This window comes from Thermoflexus sp. (assembly GCF_042408365.1).
Lineage (GTDB): Bacteria > Chloroflexota > Anaerolineae > Thermoflexales > Thermoflexaceae > Thermoflexus.
The window spans coordinates 1-19,354 of the sequence record NZ_JBHOQJ010000256.1; the positions used below are offsets into that span (position 1 = coordinate 1).

A 19,354-nucleotide genomic window follows, 5' to 3' on the forward strand; every position below is an offset into this window, starting at 1 on the left:
CGGGCGCCGAAGGCGCCCGGCTCGCCCCCAAACCCCCAGGGGACCAAAACTAAAAATCAAATTTGGCGTGCGATGATGGGGAGGGACCCTTCGCGCACAGTTCGGTTGATGGAGGCTTGGTCTGCGCTCGACACGGATAGAGCATCCCTTGTGGATGCTCCTACCCCAATCCCAACAGGGATCGAAGCAGCGCCAGCTCATCCCGTAGACCGCGGGTGCAAAGGAAATTCCGCCGCACGTGCTCCCGACCGCGCTCCCCCATCGCCCGGGCTCGCTCCGGGTGGGCCAGCAGCTCCAGCGCCTTCGCCGCGCACTCCTCCACGCTGTGAACCAGGAACCCGGTCTCCCCATCCAGGACCTGCAGGGGGATCCCGCCCACCCGGCCGCCGATGACCGGCTTCCCCTTCCACAGGGCCTCAGTGACTGTAAGCCCGAACCCCTCCCGCAGGGATTTCTGGATCACCACATCGGCGACCCGCTGGAAGGCGTTCACCTCCCAAGCCCCCACGCCGTGGAAGTTATGCAACACATGGAGGTCCGGATCTTCCCCCGCATGCCGTAGGGTGCGATCGTAGTAAAACCAGCCCTCGGGATCGTCATGGGCCATCGAGCCGACCAGGGCCAACTGAACCTCGGGGCGCTCCCGCTTGACCAGTCGATAGGCATCGATCACTCCAAGAGGATCCTTCCATGGATCGAAGCGGGAGACCTGCAGGAGCAGCGGCCGGTTCACATCGATCCCGAACCGGGCGACGATGGACCGGGCCTCCTCCGGATCCATCGGCGCGTTTTTGGGGGAGAGCGGATCGATGGTGGGTGGGATGATCGCGACCTGGGGGATCGGGAAACCCGGCCCCACGTATTCCGCCATGGTGAAGATCGCCGCATCGTAAGCGGAAAGGTAAGGGAGCAAGAACGACCAGAAGGCCGGGTTCGGGGCGCTGGTGTCGATATGACAACGCCAGATCCAGAGGCGGGCCCCGCGGCGTTCCCTCAACAACGGGATGCCTGCGGGCTGAGGGTCGTGGATGAAGATGACGTCGTAATCCTTCTCCAGGAAGGCCGCGTTCCGGCGGTTGCCTTCCTGCCAGATCGTCTGCATCTCCGGGGTGAAGGGGATATCCATCCCCTGGAGGCCGTTGTGCATCGCTTTGGTGACCCGGAAAAAGGCATCGTCCCCATGGATCACCCGCCACTCCGCCTCCAGGCCCAGATCCTGCAGCAGGGGGATGTGGGTGGCCAAGATCTCCGCCACCCCTCCACCGAACGCGGTGGCGTTCACATGCAACACGCGCAGGCCGCGCAGGGGCGCTGCCAGCTCCCGGAGAGTCTGAAGGATCTCATCCCCAACCAGCGGGCGTAGCGCTTCCAACGATCGGAGGGAAACCGGGACCGCTTGCATTGCGTGTGCTCCTGATCGGTTTGCATTCTATGGAAGTAATGAGGCGCTACTTTAATGTCCACCCGATGAGCCCCCGGATGTAATAGCGCTGGAGCAGCGCGAACACCAGGATCGGCACGCTCATAGTCAAGATGGAAGCCGCCGTCAGCACGCCCCAGTCGATGTGATACTGGCCTCGCAGGAGTGGGATGCGCTGGGTGGCCACCAGTTTGTCTGGGTCGTAGATCAGGATCAACGCCATGAAGAAATCGTTCCAGGCCCATGTGAGCTGCAAGGCGGCCGCCGAGGCCAGGCCGGGCAGGCTCAGGGGCAGCACAATCCGCGTGAAGATCTGGAACCGATTCGCACCATCCAGGCTGGCTGCCTCTTCGATCTCCGGAGGTAGGGTGGAGAAATAGTTCCGCAAAAAGAGGATGACCCAAGGCAGCGCCCAGGCTGTGTGCACCAAGATCAGCCCGAGGTAGCTGTTGATCAGCCCCAGATCCCGCAGGAACCGGAACAGGGGCACCGCCACCATCTGCTGAGGGATGGCCATCAGCAACACGATCAACAGGAAGAGAGGATCGCGCAGGGGGAAGGGGAAACGCAACAACGCATAGGCGGCCATGGCCCCGATGAAGAGCGGCAGGATCGTGGCCGGGATCACCACGAGCAGGGAGTTGCGGATCCCCTGCCCGATCGGGGCGGTGGGATGGTTCCAGGCCTTGAGGAAGTTGTCCAGGGAGATCGTGAAGGAGGAGAACTGCCACCATCCATGGATCAGTTCGCTCTGGGGGCGGAGGGCGCTCATCAGGATGCCGATGAAGGGGATGATCCAGGCCAGCCCCACCCCCCACGCCAAAGCGTTCACCACCAAGTTGCGTCCCCATCGCCGCATGGCCGTTCACTCCGCGGATCGCATCGTCCGCACGAACCAGAGGCCTACCACCAGTGTGAAGAGGGTCAATAGGGTCGCCACGGTTGCCGCCCGCTGGAACTCCAGGGCCCGGAAGGCGTAGAAATACATCTGGAGGGCCAGGACCATCGTGGCCCCGCCCGGCCCGCCCAGGGTTGCCGTGTAGACGATGTCGAAGATCTTCAATTCCCACAGGATCGTCATCGCCACGATCACCATGGTGACCGGGCGGAGGCTGGGGATGGTGATATACCAGAACTGTTGAAGGGGGCCCGCCCCATCCACCGCAGCGGCCTCGTAATAATCCCGGGGGATAGTTGCCAGGCCGGCGCTGTACAGGATCATGCTGAAGCCCACCCAGAGCCAGACGGAGCCCAGGATGAGCGCCGGCAACGCCGTCTCCGGATAGGCCGTCCAGCTCCGCCCCAAATCGATCAGCCCCACGGCCCGGAGGATCGCCGTCACGATCCCGGCGTTCTCATCGAACAGGAAGCGGATGATCACCCCGCCCACGATCATCGGCGTGACCATTCCTAGAAAGATGATGGATTTCAGAAACGTGGCCCCGCGGGCTCGTTCCAGCAACACGGCTAAGCCGAGGCCCAATCCCACCGTTAGGGGGAGATGGATCAGGAGCCACACGGCGTTGTGAACGATGGACCCCCAGGGGGGCGGGCCGGGCGGGAAGCCGGAGAGATTGAGGGTATCTGGGTCGGAGAGGATCTGGACGAAGTTCCGCAGGCCCACGAAGGCTCCCTGCTTGTCGGTGAAGCTGAGGGCGATGGTTTGCAAAGCGGGAAGGATGATGAGGAAGAGGATCAGGAGCAGAGCAGGCCCAGCGAACCCCAGAAAGCTGACCCAGCGTCCGATCCGCCTCCACCACCGCTGCGATCGCATGGCCTTCTTCTCCCACTGATGTTGGTTAGGTGTGGGGGACGGGCGGCCCGGCCGCCGTCCCCCACACCGCGCTTGCCCTCCTCAAAGGCCTCGGCGCCCGACGTTTTATCGGGTGGGGAAGCGGGCATCCAGGGTGCGGAGCACGCTATCCAGCGCCTGCGGGCGGACCCAGAGGAGCTTCAACTGATCCCAGAACTGGCGCTGCCAGTCCCCGCCCACCGTATCGTCTAAATCGGGCACGTTGGGTCGCTCGACCTTGGCCAGGGCCTCCGCCAGGGCTCGGTCAGCCGGTGGGTAGACATCGGGGGAGATGTCCTTGCGGCTGGCGAGCTTGCCGCCCTGCTTGGCCCGGATCTCCATCCCCTCCTTGCTGATCATGAAGGCGATGAGCTGCTTGGCCGCCTCCACGTTCTCGCTGTATTTGGGGATGAAGGCCCAGTCGGTGCCGCCCACCACCCCCCGGGCCCCGGGCAGGGTGAACACGCCCAGGTCGTTCGGATCCTTCACCATCCCCGTCAGCCAGTTCCCCATAAAGAACAGGCCATATTCCTCGTTCCACCAAAGGTCGATGGCCTGGGTCCACTCCACAGGGTCGCTGAAGTATTTCCCGAGCAGGGGGACCAGCCGCTCGGCAAAGATGGCGCGGACCTGGGGATCCGTGAAGCGGACCTTGCCGGCGATGAGGTTCTCCTGCAGCTCCGGCCCGCCGAAGGTGATCAGGAAGTGCTCCGTGATGTCGCTCAGGGGCCAACCGACCCCATCGCCGCTGATGATCGCTTTCTTGATCCCGGGGATCTTGGAGATCTTGTCCAGGAGGGCCAGGAACTCCTCCCAGGTGGTCGGCGGCTGGAGATTGTTCTTCTGAAAGAAGGACTTCTTATACCAGAAGCCAGGCTTCACAAAGAGCACATAAGGAACCGCGTAGATCCGACCGTCCACCGCGGTGGGCTGGAGCACGAACTGGTTGGCTTCCTTCTGCCACAGGTCCGTGAGGTCCACCGCGTGATCCTTGTTTTCCCGGATCCACCAGTCCCACATGAAGATCACGTCGCCGGGCGCCTGCTTGGCCTCGAACTGAGGAGGCAGGACCTGGGAGAGATCTTCGGCCCGGTAGATCCGATAGCGGATCTGGACCCCCAGCTTCTGTTCTGCGGCCTTCAAAACGGGGAGGAATTGCTCCATCTCGGCGCCAGCCCACGGGCCGATGACCGTTAGGGTGGGGATCACCTTGGTGACCTCAACGGGCTTTTCGACTTCCACCGTTCGCTCAACGACCCTGGTCTCCACGATGCGCTCCGGGGTTGGCGTGGCCGCCGGCACGCAGGCGCTCGCGGCCAGCATCAGGACGATCAGCGAAAGCCCGATTCGCCTCATGCTCATGATTTACCTCCTGCGCCACAGGATTGGCGGATGATCAGCCCGGTGGCCAGCCGGATCGTTGTGGTGGGAGGCCTTCCCTCCTGAATCCACCGAAGCAAGAGTTGGCCTGCCTCCCGCCCGAGATCCTGCGCCGGCAGGCGCACGGTGCTCAGCGGGGGATCCAAATAGGCCGAAAGGGGGACATCATCGAAGCCCATCAGCGCCAGGTCCTGAGGGATCCGCAGGCCGTAGCGACGGATGGTCTGAAGGGCGCCGAAGGCGACGACATCGCTGGCCACGAAGACGGCGGTCGGCGGGCTGGGGAGCTTCAGCAGGCGCTCCATCGCGGCCGCCCCGCTGGCTGGGGTGAAGGTCCCGCAGGCGACCAAGGTTTCGTCGTAGGGGAGGCCGGCCTCCTCCAAGGCCTGGCGGTAGCCAAGCCAACGTTCGTAACTGGCCGTGTACGAGAGCGGGGCGTTGGTGATCAACCCGATCCGTTGGTGACCCAATTGCAGAAGGTGGCGCGTGGCCATGGCCGCCGCCTGCACATTATCCACGTCCACGGAGGGGAGCGAGCTGCCCGCGAGATGCCCGAGGAGGACAACCGGGGTCTCCTGCCCCCAGCGTTCCAGCCACTCCCGATCTTCAAAGCGGGGTCCGGAAAGAATCATCCCATCCACCCGTCGCTCCTGGAGCAGCAGTGTGGTTTCCTCCGGAGGCTGATCGGGGGAGAGGGGGAAGATCAACAGATGCCAGTTGGCCTCGCGAAGCACCTCACCCAGGCCCCGGAGCACCTCCGGGAGGAAGGCATCCGCGAAGATCTGATCGGGGGTCTGACGCATGACGAAGGCGATCACCTCCGAACGCCCGCGCACCAGATGCCGAGCGGCGGCGTGAGGGCGGTAGTTCAGGCGGGCCGCCGCTTCCAGCACCCGCTGCCGGGTCTCCGCGCTGATCCGAGCATCCGGCACCCGGTTCAGGACCAACGAGACGGTGGTGCGGGAGACCCCTGCCAGACGCGCGACATCTTCCGCTGTAGGAGATCGTCGCTTCATCATTGTTTGCTAACACGTGTTATCATCATGATTATTGTAGTAATTTATTCAAAATTGTCAAGAGATTTCCCAGAAACGATGTATCCATCTCTCTCCTTGGTGGGGCTATCGACATGTGTTTCTCCGCCCTCCTGTAGGGTCTTCCGAGGTGAAGGCCGTCGGAGGCGGTTCCAACCCTCATTCCTGTAACCCCTTAGGCTGTGGGGAGGGAAAGGGGAAAACCGTGCGCCTCGCCGAACATTCCTAAGGAGTTGCACCGGGTTTCCTTGCGGGCGTTTTGGGGGTGCGGAGCCCTTTCTGAGGCCGGAGATGTGGAGCACTGGCGTTTCTCAGTTTGCTGCTGCTTGCAGGGGCTCATAGACTGGACGAGGAAGGGGCTGCTCAACCGCCAAACCTCATGAACGCATAATTAATGGAATTAGGCTTGGCGATGGGGCGATATTCCGAAAGGGAGGACGCGGCCATGCTCCGGGTGGAGGATCTTTGGATCGCTTATGGCGATCAGACGGTCGTTTCGGGGTTAAGCTTCTCGGTGGCACCTGGTCAGACAGTGGGGCTGATCGGCTCCAACGGTGCCGGGAAGACCACTGTGATCCGCGCCCTGAGCGGCGTGATCCCGATCCAGGCCGGCGCCATCTTTTGGGAAACGGTTCCGCTCCACACCCTCCCCCCGGAGCATCGGGCGCGATGGATCGCGGTGGTGCCTCAGGGGGCCTCGCTTCCCGAAGCGTTCACCGGCGAGGAGGTGGTGGCGTTCGGGCGGACGCCTTACCTCTCATGGCTCTCCCCGCTTTCCGCCGCGGATCGCTGGCACGTTGAGCTGGCGATGCGTTCCACGGAGACCCAGGCTTTCGCGGAGCGCTTGGTGGGGACGCTCTCGGGGGGGGAGCGTCAGCGGTTGCTGATCGCCCGTGCCTTCGCCCAGACCCCCCGTATCCTGCTGCTGGATGAGGCCTTCGCCCATCTGGATCTCAAGCACCAGGTCCGTCTTCTCCGATTGATCCGCCATATGCTTCAGGCGGAGCGCATGGCTGGCGTGTTGGCGGTTCACGATCTCCACCTGGCCGCCCGCTTTTGCGACCGTCTGTTGCTGCTGAAAAACGGCCGGGCTCTCGCTTTCGGCTCCCCCGAAGAGGTGCTCCAGCCTGCCCTCTTGGAAGCCGCTTACGAGATCCCGATGCGGGTGGAGCGCCATCCCGATGCGGGCTGGCTGATCTGGCCGGCCTAATTGACCAGAAGATAGAATTCTATGTGGGAGGGCGGGCCGCGTAAAGCGGCCTACTCCCCACGAAGATTCCACGAACTGAAAACTCGTCGCTGCGAGTTGGAATGACCTCCTTTGTTGTTTGCAACAGAGCAAAAGCAAGGCACCATCCTAACCTGATCACCAACGTCATTTTTTTAGCCATATTCGCTTCCACCATTTGACCTTGGGGAACCGAAGTCCGAGTTCTTCCTCCAAGGCCTCCAAATCCATCACGACCTTGTCCACAGTCTTGCTTTTTAAGATGAAATCCGGCACAGAACGAGCAAATTGGCGTGCCTGATTATGATCCCCTCCAAAGTCTAAGATCACCTCTTTACGCCCGCGATCAATATGCACATCGTCTGGATGCTGCTCCATGAAACGCTCTAGTTCTTCTAGGAACCGCCGATGACGTAGAGCGAAAACCTTCTGATAATCCAGCGGATGGGCCCACTCGGGAACTCGACCCGCGAACTCGGCTAGAAGCCCCCGCAATATTTCCGATGAGGCCTGAAAGAGGTCTGGCGGATCTTCTCCCTTCTCAATGGAAGCCCGCATGGCCTGGACTCTCGGATACCAGCGGTTCAAATAGGCTTGGTAAAGAGCTGTTTTAACCTCATCCAAAACCCGGCGAGGGAGCGAACTCTTACCGGCCTGTCCCTCGGCGATGGCCATGCCTACATACACCATCAACACTCGTTTGGAAATATCCTGGGCAATGGTCTCTACGTCTCGGTTTGTGGCAATGATCACAGGGGCGCACTGGGCGCTGGCTTGAAAGTCATTTCGCACCAGCTCGGGCACGTGCTGGATAAAGCGTGCGTTGGCCACGTCTTCCGCAATGATGGGATGAGCTCCGACAGACAGCATAAGCGCCTCCACACGAGCGCGCGTGAATTCTGAGCTGCGCAAGATTCTCTCCTGGCCGAACATCGATCGTACCAGCACCCGGCTTAAGGTCGTCTTGCCCCCGCTGGAACGCCCATAGAGGATTGCAAAAAGAGGGTATAGCCAGGGGTCGAGATGCCGCGCTATGGCGGCCTGTCGGAGGAATGCGGCAGCTGGTGCCGCATACAACCAGACCCAGAACGCCCAATACCGCCGCAATGTCTCATCCACGGCCCCTCGGAAGAATTGACGGAATCCCTCGAAAAATTCCAGAAGAAGCTGCACATCCCACCGTACTGCTTCCCTATCAGGGGTTTCCCGGAGATCCCACCATGGGTGTTCGTCGATAAAAACCTGCCCGCTCTCCCAGTCAATGCGTAACTTCGGTATTTCTTTGTCTGGATGCTCAGGGGCAGTTTGTATGGACCGAAAAATCTGCAAGAGGCGTTTGGTTTCTATTCGAACTGGCTGGCTTCCACTCACCTGAGGAAGAGGCATGCGCTCAACTTCCTTCTTCAGTTGAATAGCTCTTTGAGAAACTTCCTGACTGAATCCTTGGGAAGTCGGTTTAGCGATAATCACTAGATCAGAGCGCACAAGGGGAATCCTTTCCCACGGAGATCGAGCTGGATCCGAAGCGCTGAGCTCCAGAGGAGCAGATAGAGCATATTCGATTTGTTCGTAATAGTTCAGGAAAGCCTGATAGGCGTCTGGATCATCAAATAGAATGAGGAGCTCCCGTTGATGCCCCTCAAAAGCGCTTCGAGAAAAATTCGCGCTACCGACTATAACTCGATAGCGGCCTTGATCGGGGTCGGCCAGTAAATACAACTTTTCGTGCGAAGGTCGTCCGGATACGAGGCGGAAGCGCAAGGAGCGTTGTTTTAACCGCTCGAATAGTTCGGGATGCCCTCGCAATCGCTCCTGTAGAGCCTCCATCAGAGCCCGCTGAACAACAATTTCATCACCCAGCGAACCTTCCAAAACTTGAGAAGCTTGCAGAAGGTCCCGCTGGGCTCGATTTAGCGTATGCTCAGCGCCGAACAAAATCTCTGCATCTTCAAATAAGCGAACGACGCTGAGAACAAAGTCAATCCCAGATGAATAGATGATTGCCTTGAGCGTGCGGAAGCCGGTGAAAAGATCCAACCATCCAAGCTGATGCTGACCCTTCAATGTGGCACTGAAGACCGTTAATCCAAAAGGGGTCAGAAGTTCACGCTGTTGAAACGCTTCGCGCGAGGCCTTTTCATTCATAGCGCTTTGTCCACCTCAATCTTGGGGATATTCGGGAAAGGAATGATCCGTCTCGCCCCCCACGCTCCAAGGGGCCGTGGGGGGCGAGGAGGCAGGAGGATGGAACCCCTCGGCCGCTCCGCACAATGGACGAGGACTTCAGGGATTCCTCATAGCGGTTCACCCAAAAATCCGTTGGTCCAAGGTAGGCCTACCGGGACCCTGCTTCGATAGCCCCTCGGGCACGGCGCCATTTTGCCCATGTGGAAAGCAAATGCACCCACAAAGGGCTCGGATGGCGGGTGAGATGAGCCTGTCCCAGGGCTTGCCGGAAACCCTCCGCGTCCTGAAAGGGAGGAAGGGCGGTCCACGCCCGGCCCAGCTCCCAGACCGTATGGGCGTCGCTACCAGAGAAGCCGGGTTTGTGGAAGCGGTCGGCCAGCGTCGCGGCGCAGGCGTTGTCGCTCGGGAACACGCATCGCGCGTTGAAGACCTCGACCGCGTCCACCAAATGGATCACCGCTTCGGCCGTCCTCCGGCCCACGGCGGAGCCCCGCGCCCGATCGCAGGGATGGGGGAGCGCCACCACCCCGCCCTGCGCCCGGATGCGCTCGATGGTTTCCATTAGGGAAAGGCCTTTGGGGATCTCCCGCTCGATGAAGTAAGCGAGCACTTCCCCTTCCTGCGTCCGGATCTCCTCGCCGAGGATGATCAGATCGGGGGCCTTCTCTTTCAACCGCAGCGCGCCCTCGATGGTGTTATGATCCGTCACTGCCACGCGGTCCAGCCCTTTCCGGCGACAGGCGGCGAGGAAATCCTCCAGGGAAACCAGGCTGTCCGGGGAATAGACCGTGTGGGCGTGCAATTCAACCCGCCACATGTGACGTCTCCTGGCATCGGGCCTCGATGAGCGCCAGCACCCGCTGGAACACCTCCTCGATGTCCATGGCGGTGGTGTCCAGGACCACCGCATCCGGGGCGGGGCGCAGCGGCGCAATCTCCCGCCCCTGATCCAAGGCATCCCGCTGCCGCATGGTCTCCAGGACTTCTTCGAAAGACACCTCCTGTCCCCGTTCCCGAAGCTCTCGGTAACGACGCTGGGCCCGGGTTTCCAAATCGGCGTCCAGATAGAGTTTCAGGTCCGCCTCCGGCAGGACAACGGTGCCGATGTCCCGTCCGACCATCACCACCCGGCCGCGAAGACCGATTTGGCGCTGGCGCTGGGTGAGGGCGCGGCGGACGCCGGGATAGACCGATACCTGGGAGACCACTGCGTCCACCTCGGGGCTTCGAAGCGCCCATGTGATATCCTCTCCCTCGACCCGCACCGTATACGGGCGGCCATCGGTTACAGTGGGGGGCAGGATATCCAGATCCATGGTTTCGGCCAAATGTGTTAGAGCCGCTTCGTCTTCCACCGGGATTCCCTTCCGCAGCGCCGCCCAGGCGACCGCCCGATACATCACCCCGGTATCGAGGTAAACGTAACCGAGATGGGCGGCAAGGCGTTGGGCCAAAGTGCTCTTCCCCGAAGCGGCCGGTCCATCGATGGCAATCCGCAAAGGTCGTCCCATTGCGAAAAATGTTCCTCCTCAGCACAGAATGAAGCGGGAAGCGGAGGCGTGAATGGCTCACGCTCATCCAGCACCGAGGGCGCAACTTCCGGAAACGATCCGGGGCAGGCGATGGAGCGGCCTGCCCCGGATCTCGCAGAGGGGTCGCTCAGCTCCCCTCGGCAGGCCCGGCCTCGCCCTCCTCTGGAGCCCTGCGGCGTCGAGGGGCGCGGGGCAACAACGATTGGACGACGTGCAGAGGGTTCCCATCCGGATCGTAGAATGTCCCCACCACCATCACGCCTGGGATCTCGGTCAGGTCCCCGACCCGCACCCCATGGCGCTTCAGGCGGTTCAGGACGCGCCGGGCGTTGCGCACCTCAAACAAGGCACCGCCCCCGGCGTTCCCAGCAAGACCTTCTGGGCTCTGATGCAGCAGGATCCGGGGTCCGCGTGGGGGGCCAAATTCCACCCACCTCCCCTCGGGATCCTCCCCGCGCAAGGGGAGGCCGAGGGTTTCCCCATAAAAGGCCTTCGCCCGCGCCAGATCCCGTACTCGATACAGCACCCCCTGGACTTTGCGTACAATGGGCATCCTGACCTCCTCAGTGTTCCAGGCTATTTCCATTATAACGGCATTGGCTTATTCTAAAGGCATTAGCGACGGCATCATTTGAGCAACGGTTCATGGCCTCGCACCGGCCTGAGGTTGGGGGTGAGCCGGGCGCTGAAGGCGCCCGCCTCCCCCCAAACGTCTTTTTATCCCCCTTCCCCAGGGCCCTTCAGGCCGTAGGGAAGGAGGATCAAGGGGGTGGGCCCTCGCTTCCCACGATATATCCTCCGCACGGATGTGAATTTTTTACAAGGAGACGAGCTTATGGCTTACCAGGATCTACGGGATTTTTTGAGCCGCCTCGAACAGGCCGGGGAGCTGATTCGGATCCGCGCTCCGGTCTCCGCTGAGCTCGAGATTACGGAAATCGCCGACCGGGTGATAAAGGGTCCGCCGGAGCGCAACAAGGCGCTTCTTTTTGAAAACGTGGATGGGAAAGGCATCCCTGTGGCCATCAATCTGTTCGGCACCCTGCGCCGGATGGCGTGGGCCCTGGGGGTCGAAGATCTCGAGGACCTTCGGCGGCGGCTGGAGGCGTTGCTTCGCCCGGAAGTTCCCCAGAGCCTGGGGGAGGCCTTCCAACGGCTGGGCCAGGTACTGGGAACTCTGCGGAGCATCGGGCTGGGCCCTCGCCGGGTCTCCCGGGCGCCCTGTCAGGAGGTGGTGGAAACCGAGCGCCCATCCCTGGACCGCCTGCCGATCCTGAAATGCTGGCCGAAGGACGCCGGCCGCTACATCACCCTAGGCCAGGTGATCACCCGGGACCCTCGCACCGGCAAGCGCAACGTGGGCTTGTATCGGCTCCAGGTCCACGATGAGCGCACCCTGGGGGTCCACTGGCAAATCCATAAGGGCGGTGCAGAGCATGAGCGGGCGGCCCGAGAGGTGGGGGCGGAGCAGATCCCCGTTGCGGTGGCCCTGGGCGGGGACCCCGCCTGTATATGGGCGGCCAGCGCCCCCCTCCCCCCGGATATCGACGAGTATCTGCTCGCCGGATGGCTCCGCGGCCGGCCCGTGGAGATGGTCCCTGGCGTCACCCAACCCCTTGAGGTCCCCGCCCATGCCGAGATCGTCATCGAAGGCTATATCGATCCACGGGAACAACGGCTGGAAGGGCCCTTCGGAGATCACACTGGGTACTACACGCCGCCGGAACCTTTCCCCGTGATGCACGTCACGGCCATCACCCATCGGCGGGACCCCATTTACCCCACCACGATCGTCGGCCGCCCGCCGATGGAGGATTATTGGATGGGGAAGGCCACCGAGCGCTTGTTCCTTCCGTTGGTTCGTCTGTTCCTCCCGGAGGTGGCGGATTACAACATGCCGGCGGAAGGCGTCTTTCATAACCTGGTGATCGTCAGCATTCGCAAGCGCTTCCCAGGTCATGCCCGTAAGGTGATCTTCGGCCTTTGGGGCCTGGGATTGCTCAGCCTGGCCAAATGCATTGTGGTGGTGGACGACTGGGTGGATGTTCACAACCTCTCGGAGGTTGCCTGGCAGGTTCTGGGGAACGTCGATTGGAAGCGGGACGTTGTGATCGTGGAGGGGCCGGTCGATCATCTGGACCACGTCGCGCTGTTGCGGGCGTATGGCGGGAAGATCGGGATCGATGCCACCGCCAAAGGCCCTGAGGAAGGCCATCCCCGGGGATGGCCCGAGCGCATCGAGATGAGCCCGGAGATCCGGGCGCTGGTGGACCGGCGATGGAAAGAGTATGGGCTGGAATAGGAAGGCCCTTGAGATCCAGTCGGTGCTCACTCCATTCGGTGACAAATGATTTTTTATGGGGTGTGGGCCACCGAAGGCGGCCCACACCCCATACTTCCTCCGCCCTGTGCCGCGTCTACTTTGTGCCTCAAAAAAAGGGGGTGGGCCGCGCTTTCAGCGCCCGAGCCCACCCCCCATGGCTTCAGAGGGATCGATTATCCTTCCACCATCAGGGCGGGAGGCGGAGCCAGCTCCTCGATCCCCTTGGAGCGGAAGACCAACTGATCCCCTTCCAGATCGATCACCACTGTGTCACCTGGTCCGAACTTCCCGGCCAGCATCCCCTCGGAGAGGGCGTCCTCCACCAGGTTCTGGATCACACGGCGCAGCGGTCGCGCCCCATATTCAGGATCGTAGCCCTTGTCGGCCAGGAAAGCTTTGGCGGCCGGCGTGGCTTCGATGCTCAGGCGATGTTCTTTCAGACGGGCCGCCACCTTCCCCAGCTCCAGGTCCACGATCTTGAGGATGTCCTCCCGGCTCAGCGGCCGGAAGACCACCACCTGATCCACCCGGTTCAGGAATTCCGGCCGGAAGACCTTGCGCAGCTCGTTGAGGAGCTTCTCACGCATCTCCCGGTAGCGCCGCTCCAGATCCACCTCCTCCTGCTTTTGGGTCGGGAACCCCAGATGCGCCTTGCGGATGGTCTCCGCGCCGATGTTAGAGGTCATGATGATGATGGTGTTACGGAAGTCCACCTTGCGGCCCCGGGCATCCGTCAACCGGCCTTCCTCCATAATCTGGAGGAGCATATTGAACACGTCCGGATGGGCTTTCTCGACCTCATCGAAGACCACGATGCAATATGGCCGGCGGCGGACATACTCCGTCAGCTGGCCGGCCTCTTCATAACCGACATATCCAGGCGGGGCCCCAACCAGACGGGAGACGTTGTGTCGCTCCATGAATTCCGACATGTCCAGCTGGAGTAGAGCGTCCTCGGAGCCGAAGAGGAACTCCGCCAGGGCCTTCGTCAGCTCGGTCTTCCCCACCCCGGTCGGACCAAGGAAGATGAACGATCCGATCGGCCGGCGGGGGTCTTTCAGGCCGGCGCGGGCCCGCCGCACGGCCCGGGCGATCACGTTAATGGCTTCATCCTGCCCCACAATACGCTTCTTTAGCTCCTCCTCCATGTGGAGCAGGCGCTGAGATTCATCCCCGGCGATACGGCTCACCGGGATACCGGTCCACATCGAGACGACCTCGGCGATGTCCTCGGCGGTGACCTTCGGCCCCTCATCGATCTCGCTGCGCATGCGCAACTGCTGGAGCTGCGATTGGAGCTCCTCTTCCCGCGCTTTAAGGTCCGTTACGTCCTCATAACGGCGTTCAGCCAGGGCTTCCTCACGCTCACGCTGCACCATGCGCAGCTCGTTATAGACTTTCTGAAGGCTGGGCCAGCGGGCGGCCTTGTACATCCGCACGCGGGCCGCGGCCTCGTCGATCAGATCGATGGCCTTGTCGGGAAGATAGCGCTCAGGGATATAACGGGCTGATAGCCGGGCGGCAGCCTCAATGGCTTCGTCGGTGATGGTGAGCTTATGATGCTCCTCATAGCGATGGCGGATGCCCCGTAGGATCTCAATGGTTTCCTCGATGGTGGGCTCCTCCACCACTACCGGCTGGAAGCGACGTTCCAGCGCTGCGTCGCTCTCAATGTGTTTCCGGTACTCGTCGAAAGTGGTAGCTCCGATGCACTGGATCTCTCCTCGGGCCAGGGCCGGCTTCAGAATGTTAGCTGCGTCCACCGCGCTGCCGGCCGCGCCGGCGCCCACCAGCATGTGCATCTCATCGATGAACAGGATGCAGTCAGCGCTCTTCAATTCTTCCAGCACCCGCTTCAACCGCTCCTCGAACTGGCCCCGATACATTGTCCCCGCCACCAGAGAGGCCACGTCCAGCTGTAGGACTCGTTTATTGAGAAGCGGCTCGGGGACCTCGCCGGCCACAATGCGTTGGGTCAGCCCCTCCACAATGGCGGTCTTGCCCACCCCAGGCTCCCCAATCAGAGCAGGGTTGTTCTTGGTCCGGCGGGAGAGGATCTGGATCACCCGTTCGATCTCCTGCTCCCGTCCGATGACCGGATCCAGCTTCCCCTCCTCCGCCAGTGCCGTCAGGTCGATGGCCAGCTGGTCCAGCAACGGGGTCTTGGGGCGCTCTCGCCGAGGCCGGGCGGCTGCCGTCGCTTCCTGGATCGCCCGGTTCGTCTCTCGACGGATCTGTTCCAGAGACAACCCGAGGCTCTTGAGGATGTCGACCGCCATCCCGTCACCCAGGCGGACCAGCCCGAGGAGGAGATGCTCCGTGCCGATATAATGGTGCCCTATCCGTCGGGCTTCATCGACAGCCAGCTCGATTACCCGACGGATGCGGGGGGTCAAATCAGGCTTGCTGTGGGGAGGGCGACGGCCGGGTCCCGACATCCGGAGAACCATCTCCTCCACCTTTTGAGGGGTCACCCCTAGGCGTCGGAGCACCTGGCCGGCGATGCCGTTCTCTTCTTTCACCAGGCCCAGGAGCAGGTGTTCAGTGCCAATATACGTGTGGTTCAGGCGTTCAGCTTCCTCCTGAGCCAACGCCAGCACCCGCCTGGCCCGCTGGGTAAATCGATCCAGCTTGCTGGACACAGCGTCCTCCTTCCAACCGACTGCAGGATTTCCAGGGGCAGATGCGCAGCCGGTTCTAATCTTAGTATAACACGCTGCCCCTATTTCGGTTAGTTTTACTGGTTACCCTATCCGGGGGTGGTCACGCCGTTCGGTAATCGCGATTTTTTCTTCGTGGGGTGCGGGCCGCCTTCAGTGGGCAATTCCCCTCACCACGCAGCCCCTTGGGATTTTCGACATTGGGAGCTCGCCACGCCGGAAAGGAGCGACTACCGATCCGGGGTTGATCTCAGCCGCCTCCCTGGCCCCCAAATCCCCAACGGGTAACCGATAGAAGAGGCGGGGCACTGAAGGTGCCCCGCCCTCTATCAGATCCGGTGATGAGAACCCGAAGGGATTTCAAGAGGGCTTCTCCGGACCTGTCTCCTCGCTGGCCTGAAGGCGGGCCTGGGCCATCTCCCAATCCAGCATCGCATATTCCGGGGAAGCAACCCGACGCAAGCTGAGAGCCAGCCGCCGGTTCTCTGGATCGATGCGGATTAACCGCACCACCAGCTCCTCCCCCTCCCGAACCACCTCCTTCGGATGGTTCACTCGATGTTCCGCCAGCTCGGAGACATGGATCAAGCCCTCCACACCTGGAAACTCCTTCAGGGCGGCAAAAGCCCCAAAGTTCGTGAGCCGGGTGATCACCGCTTCCACCAGTTGTCCTTCTCGCAACTGGGCGACCGCCTGTTGCCAAGGATCGGGCTCCACCCGCTTGCGGCTCAGGGCGATCCGCTTCCGCTCCCGATCTACGCTGATGACCTCCACTTCGATCTCCTGGCCCACGGAGAGGACCTCGCGAGGATGATTCACCCGGCGCCAGGAGAGCTCGCTGATATGGATCAGACCATCCGCCCCGCCCAGATCCACAAACGCCCCGAAGTCCGCTATGCTGATCACCCGTCCCTTCAGCCGCATCCCTGGCTCCAGATGGGCCAGGAGCTCCTCCTTCTGGCGTCGCCGGAGCTCCTGCTGTGCCATGCGCTCCGAGAGGATCAGCCGGTTGGCCTCCGGGTCCGCCTCGATAATGCTCGCGAGGATCTTCTGGCCAACTCGACGTTTCAATCGTTGCTCTACAGGGAGCTTCTCCTCCCCGGCTTCCTGGGGAACCACATGAGAAGCGGGGATGAACCCGCGAAGCCGACCGACCTTCACCACAAGCCCGCCTTTGTTATAACCGCTCACGGTGAGTTCCAGGATCTCCCCTGCTTGCATCAACCGGCGAGCTTGTTGCCAGTCCTCTTCCATCAAAGCTCGCTGGAGCGAAAGCAGGATATTGCCGCTGCGATCCTCTGGGTTCACGACCTGAACCTGGATCACATCTCCCTCGCGCAGGACCTCGCGGATTTCCTTCGGCATGCGCTCCAGCTCGCGGCCGGTGATCACCCCCTCCGCCTTCATTCCGATATCCACCAGGATCTCCGTCGGGGTGATTCGAACGATCGTACCTCGCACGATGTCCCCGCGCCGGAGCGGAGAGGGGGACATCTCCAGCCACTCGCCCATCTCGGCCATCGCGTTGGTGTGTTCTGGGCGTTCCTCTCGGGTCTCTTCGTTCATCCTGGGTTTGCTCCTGATCACAGGTTCAGATCATTTGACCCGCCGCAACCCTGGCGGGTAGTCGCCCCTTTCAGTAGTGGTAAGTTCCAAATATCAAGGATTCCAAGGAAACTGCGCGGTGGGAAGGAATTACCTCACCCTCTCCCTTGCCGGCAAAGCCGCACGGGGAGAGGGGAAACTACAAAATCATCACTACCGAATGAAGCGACCACCTTCTGGCGAAGAGCTTTTCCCAATTATAGCCACTTAGATAAGATTCGGCAAAGGTAAAGGGGGATGGGGCGAGGGAAGGTTCCGAGGGGATTCTAGGGCGTGCACAGCACCTTTAGTGCCCTGCATGATCTCCAAATCCTAGGATAAGGATGGTCGATATACCCCCCTCACCAGCGCAAGGAGACCTCGCCCGCCATGAAATATTTCCGGTGCCCATCCGGAAGGCGTAACCAGAGCCCGCCCTCCGCACTGACGGATTCCGCAACCCCTTCCCAGATCTCCCCCGCGGCACAAATGCGAACCCGCTGGCCCAGCATGATCAGACGCGCAGCCCAGCGCTCCAGCATGCTGGCTCCCTCTATCCATTCCGTATATAGACGCGCGAAGGATCGCAGCAACCCCTCCAGCACGGCAAGCCGTGAAACCGTCCGCCCCAGGGTCTGGCGGATGCTGCCCAGGATTTCTGTGAGCTCGGCAGGCGCTGTCTCAAGTGGGGTGTTCACATTTACTCCGATCCCAACCACAGCGAAGGCAGGAGGAGTGGACTCCACTAGGACCCCACCTGCTTTCCGCCAGGTTGTCATCGACGTTTCCTTCTCCAGGCTCGAAGGGATCATAATGTCATTGGGCCACTTCAGGCCGGCGGGACACCCCACGGCTTCAATGCCCTCCAGGGTGGCTAGCGAAGCGATCATCGTCAGCTGAGGCCAATCCTCCGGAGGCCGGCGCGGGCGAACCAGGATTGAGACCGCCAGGGCCACCCCGGGCGGGGTCCACCAGGAGCGCCCGCCCCGCCCTCGTCCGGCTGTTTGGGCATCCGCCAGCACCACAATCCCTTCCGGTGCTCCCATTTCTCCCAGATCCCGAGCGATGTCGTTCGTCGAACTCACCTCTGAATAAAGGTAAAGATCCCGGATCCAGGGGATCTTCTCCGTCATCCGAAGCACCTCAACAGGATCCCAGTTCATCGCGCTCCTTTCTTCATCTCTTCGCTTGGACAATGTATTGCACCGCAGGCGGTCCGGTGCAGCAGATATGAGAACTGCGCTGCTTTTTTGTTTTGAGAATACGGAAAGCCATCCTCCGGGCGCTCACAGGGCTTTTCAAGGTTTCAACTTGGGGTTTTCGGGGGGCTGGGCCGGGGGCCTTTAGCTCCCCGAAAAAATTTTTCTCCCCCCTCCCCGCAGCCCAAAGGGCTGCGGGGAGGGACCATCCACTCCCTCACCGTGGCGCTATCCTTAGTTAGAACTTTGAAAAAGCCCTGCGGCGCTCAGTATTCTCCTTGCTCGATGACCGTAGAGAAAAGATAATGGGTATGAAGGTCTCGTCACGGTGATCATTATCTTACCTCTCCAACTCAACTCAAGGAGTCGCTCATCCTTGTCAGGGCTTAGATCTTACTATGGGGGAAATCGATGGGCTTGAAGGAGCAACTCCAGGAGGACCTGAAGGCAGCGATGCGCGCGGGGGATGAGCCTCGCAAGTCTGCCATTCGTATGGCCTTGCTGGCGATCCGCATGGCTGAAGTGGAGGCTGCACGACCGCTCAGCGAGGATGAGATCTTACGGGTGCTTCAGAATGAAGTCAAGCGGCGCCGTGAGACGTTAGAGGAGCTGGAGAAGGCGAATCGGCCGGATCGGCTGGCAGCGGAACAAGCGGAGCTGGAGGCGTTGCTCTCTTATCTTCCGAAGCCGTTCACTCGGGAGGAGATTGAGGCCCTGGCCCGAGAGGTGATCGCTGAGGTCGGCGCCACCTCCCCGGCGCAGCTGGGGGAAGTCATGAAGCGATTAATGCCCAAGGTCCGAGGCCGGGCGGATGGCCGGGAGATTCAGGAGATTGTGCGTCGCCTTCTCTCGGGAGCCGCCTCATAAGCCGAAGCGGTTTAGGGCTTTCAGGCTTAGCGCGACAACGATGGTTCGTATGGCCCGGTCCGGTTGGGGGTGTGATCCTCCGAGGGCACAGGAATCCAATTTCTCCATCCGGGGCATTTGGGGGCGGGTGGGGCCGCTGAAGACGGCC

At 61.6% G+C, this 19,354-nt stretch carries 15 protein-coding genes; 3 read left to right on the top strand and 12 right to left on the bottom strand.

What is annotated here, in order from left to right:
• Positions 1-160 precede the first annotated feature (160 nt).
• The 5 genes from ACFMO5_RS11695 to ACFMO5_RS11715 all read right to left on the bottom strand — a co-directional run bounded on the left by ACFMO5_RS11695 (position 161) and on the right by ACFMO5_RS11715 (position 5,608).
• Entirely contained in the window at positions 161-1,402 is a 1,242-nt protein-coding gene (locus tag ACFMO5_RS11695; RefSeq protein WP_376792929.1) for a glycosyltransferase, read from the bottom strand.
• A 46-nt stretch (positions 1,403-1,448) separates the two neighbouring features.
• Positions 1,449-2,279 (bottom strand): carbohydrate ABC transporter permease, encoded by an 831-nt coding sequence (locus ACFMO5_RS11700; protein WP_376792930.1) that lies wholly within the window; start codon positions 2,277-2,279, stop codon positions 1,449-1,451.
• Positions 2,280-2,285: 6 nt separating this feature from the next.
• Complete coding sequence (locus tag ACFMO5_RS11705) at positions 2,286-3,194, bottom strand: carbohydrate ABC transporter permease (RefSeq protein WP_376792931.1); 909 nt, start codon at positions 3,192-3,194, stop codon at positions 2,286-2,288.
• A gap of 105 nt (positions 3,195-3,299) precedes the next feature.
• Entirely contained in the window at positions 3,300-4,574 is a 1,275-nt protein-coding gene (locus tag ACFMO5_RS11710) for an ABC transporter substrate-binding protein (RefSeq protein WP_376792932.1), read from the bottom strand.
• A complete protein-coding gene (locus ACFMO5_RS11715) occupies positions 4,571-5,608 on the bottom strand; it encodes a LacI family DNA-binding transcriptional regulator (RefSeq protein WP_376792933.1) in 1,038 nt (345 codons plus the stop codon). The genes ACFMO5_RS11710 and ACFMO5_RS11715 overlap by 4 nt, the downstream gene beginning before the upstream one ends.
• Positions 5,609-6,071: 463 nt before the next feature.
• On the opposite strand from ACFMO5_RS11715, the gene ACFMO5_RS11720 reads away from it, so the two are divergent.
• A complete protein-coding gene (locus ACFMO5_RS11720; protein ID WP_376792934.1) occupies positions 6,072-6,836 on the top strand; it encodes an ABC transporter ATP-binding protein in 765 nt (254 codons plus the stop codon).
• Positions 6,837-7,001: 165 nt separating this feature from the next.
• On the opposite strand, the gene ACFMO5_RS11725 is transcribed toward ACFMO5_RS11720, so the two are convergent.
• The 4 genes from ACFMO5_RS11725 to ACFMO5_RS11740 form a co-directional block, all read right to left on the bottom strand.
• The gene (locus ACFMO5_RS11725; protein ID WP_376792935.1) at positions 7,002-8,999 is read right to left on the bottom strand and encodes a restriction endonuclease PLD domain-containing protein; all 1,998 of its coding nucleotides are present in this window, start codon (positions 8,997-8,999) and stop codon (positions 7,002-7,004) included.
• A gap of 190 nt (positions 9,000-9,189) precedes the next feature.
• Positions 9,190-9,858, bottom strand: a complete 669-nt coding sequence (locus tag ACFMO5_RS11730) for a PHP domain-containing protein (protein WP_376792936.1) — start codon at positions 9,856-9,858, stop codon at positions 9,190-9,192.
• Positions 9,845-10,552, bottom strand: coding sequence for a (d)CMP kinase (gene cmk / locus ACFMO5_RS11735; protein WP_376792937.1), 708 nt, complete (start codon positions 10,550-10,552; stop codon positions 9,845-9,847). The genes ACFMO5_RS11730 and cmk overlap by 14 nt, the downstream gene beginning before the upstream one ends.
• Positions 10,553-10,700: 148 nt before the next feature.
• Positions 10,701-11,126 (bottom strand): VOC family protein, encoded by a 426-nt coding sequence (locus tag ACFMO5_RS11740; protein WP_376792938.1) that lies wholly within the window; start codon positions 11,124-11,126, stop codon positions 10,701-10,703.
• Positions 11,127-11,408: 282 nt separating this feature from the next.
• Here ACFMO5_RS11740 and ACFMO5_RS11745 point away from each other — a divergent pair, with 282 nt between their 5' ends.
• A complete protein-coding gene (locus tag ACFMO5_RS11745) occupies positions 11,409-12,875 on the top strand; it encodes a menaquinone biosynthesis decarboxylase (protein ID WP_376792939.1) in 1,467 nt (488 codons plus the stop codon).
• A 194-nt stretch (positions 12,876-13,069) separates the two neighbouring features.
• Here the strand turns inward: ACFMO5_RS11745 and ACFMO5_RS11750 are convergent, their stop codons facing one another.
• The 3 genes from ACFMO5_RS11750 to ACFMO5_RS11760 all read right to left on the bottom strand — a co-directional run bounded on the left by ACFMO5_RS11750 (position 13,070) and on the right by ACFMO5_RS11760 (position 18,303).
• The gene (locus ACFMO5_RS11750) at positions 13,070-15,538 is read right to left on the bottom strand and encodes an ATP-dependent Clp protease ATP-binding subunit (protein ID WP_376792940.1); all 2,469 of its coding nucleotides are present in this window, start codon (positions 15,536-15,538) and stop codon (positions 13,070-13,072) included.
• 378 nt (positions 15,539-15,916) lie between these two features.
• Positions 15,917-17,122: a 30S ribosomal protein S1 gene (locus tag ACFMO5_RS11755; protein ID WP_376792941.1), complete on the bottom strand. Its 1,206-nt coding sequence runs from the start codon at positions 17,120-17,122 to the stop codon at positions 15,917-15,919.
• 380 nt (positions 17,123-17,502) lie between these two features.
• Positions 17,503-18,303 (bottom strand): biotin--[acetyl-CoA-carboxylase] ligase, encoded by an 801-nt coding sequence (locus ACFMO5_RS11760; protein ID WP_376792942.1) that lies wholly within the window; start codon positions 18,301-18,303, stop codon positions 17,503-17,505.
• A gap of 447 nt (positions 18,304-18,750) precedes the next feature.
• On the opposite strand from ACFMO5_RS11760, the gene ACFMO5_RS11765 reads away from it, so the two are divergent.
• Positions 18,751-19,206, top strand: a complete 456-nt coding sequence (locus tag ACFMO5_RS11765; protein WP_376792943.1) for a GatB/YqeY domain-containing protein — start codon at positions 18,751-18,753, stop codon at positions 19,204-19,206.
• The last annotated feature ends 148 nt before the right edge of the window (positions 19,207-19,354 follow it).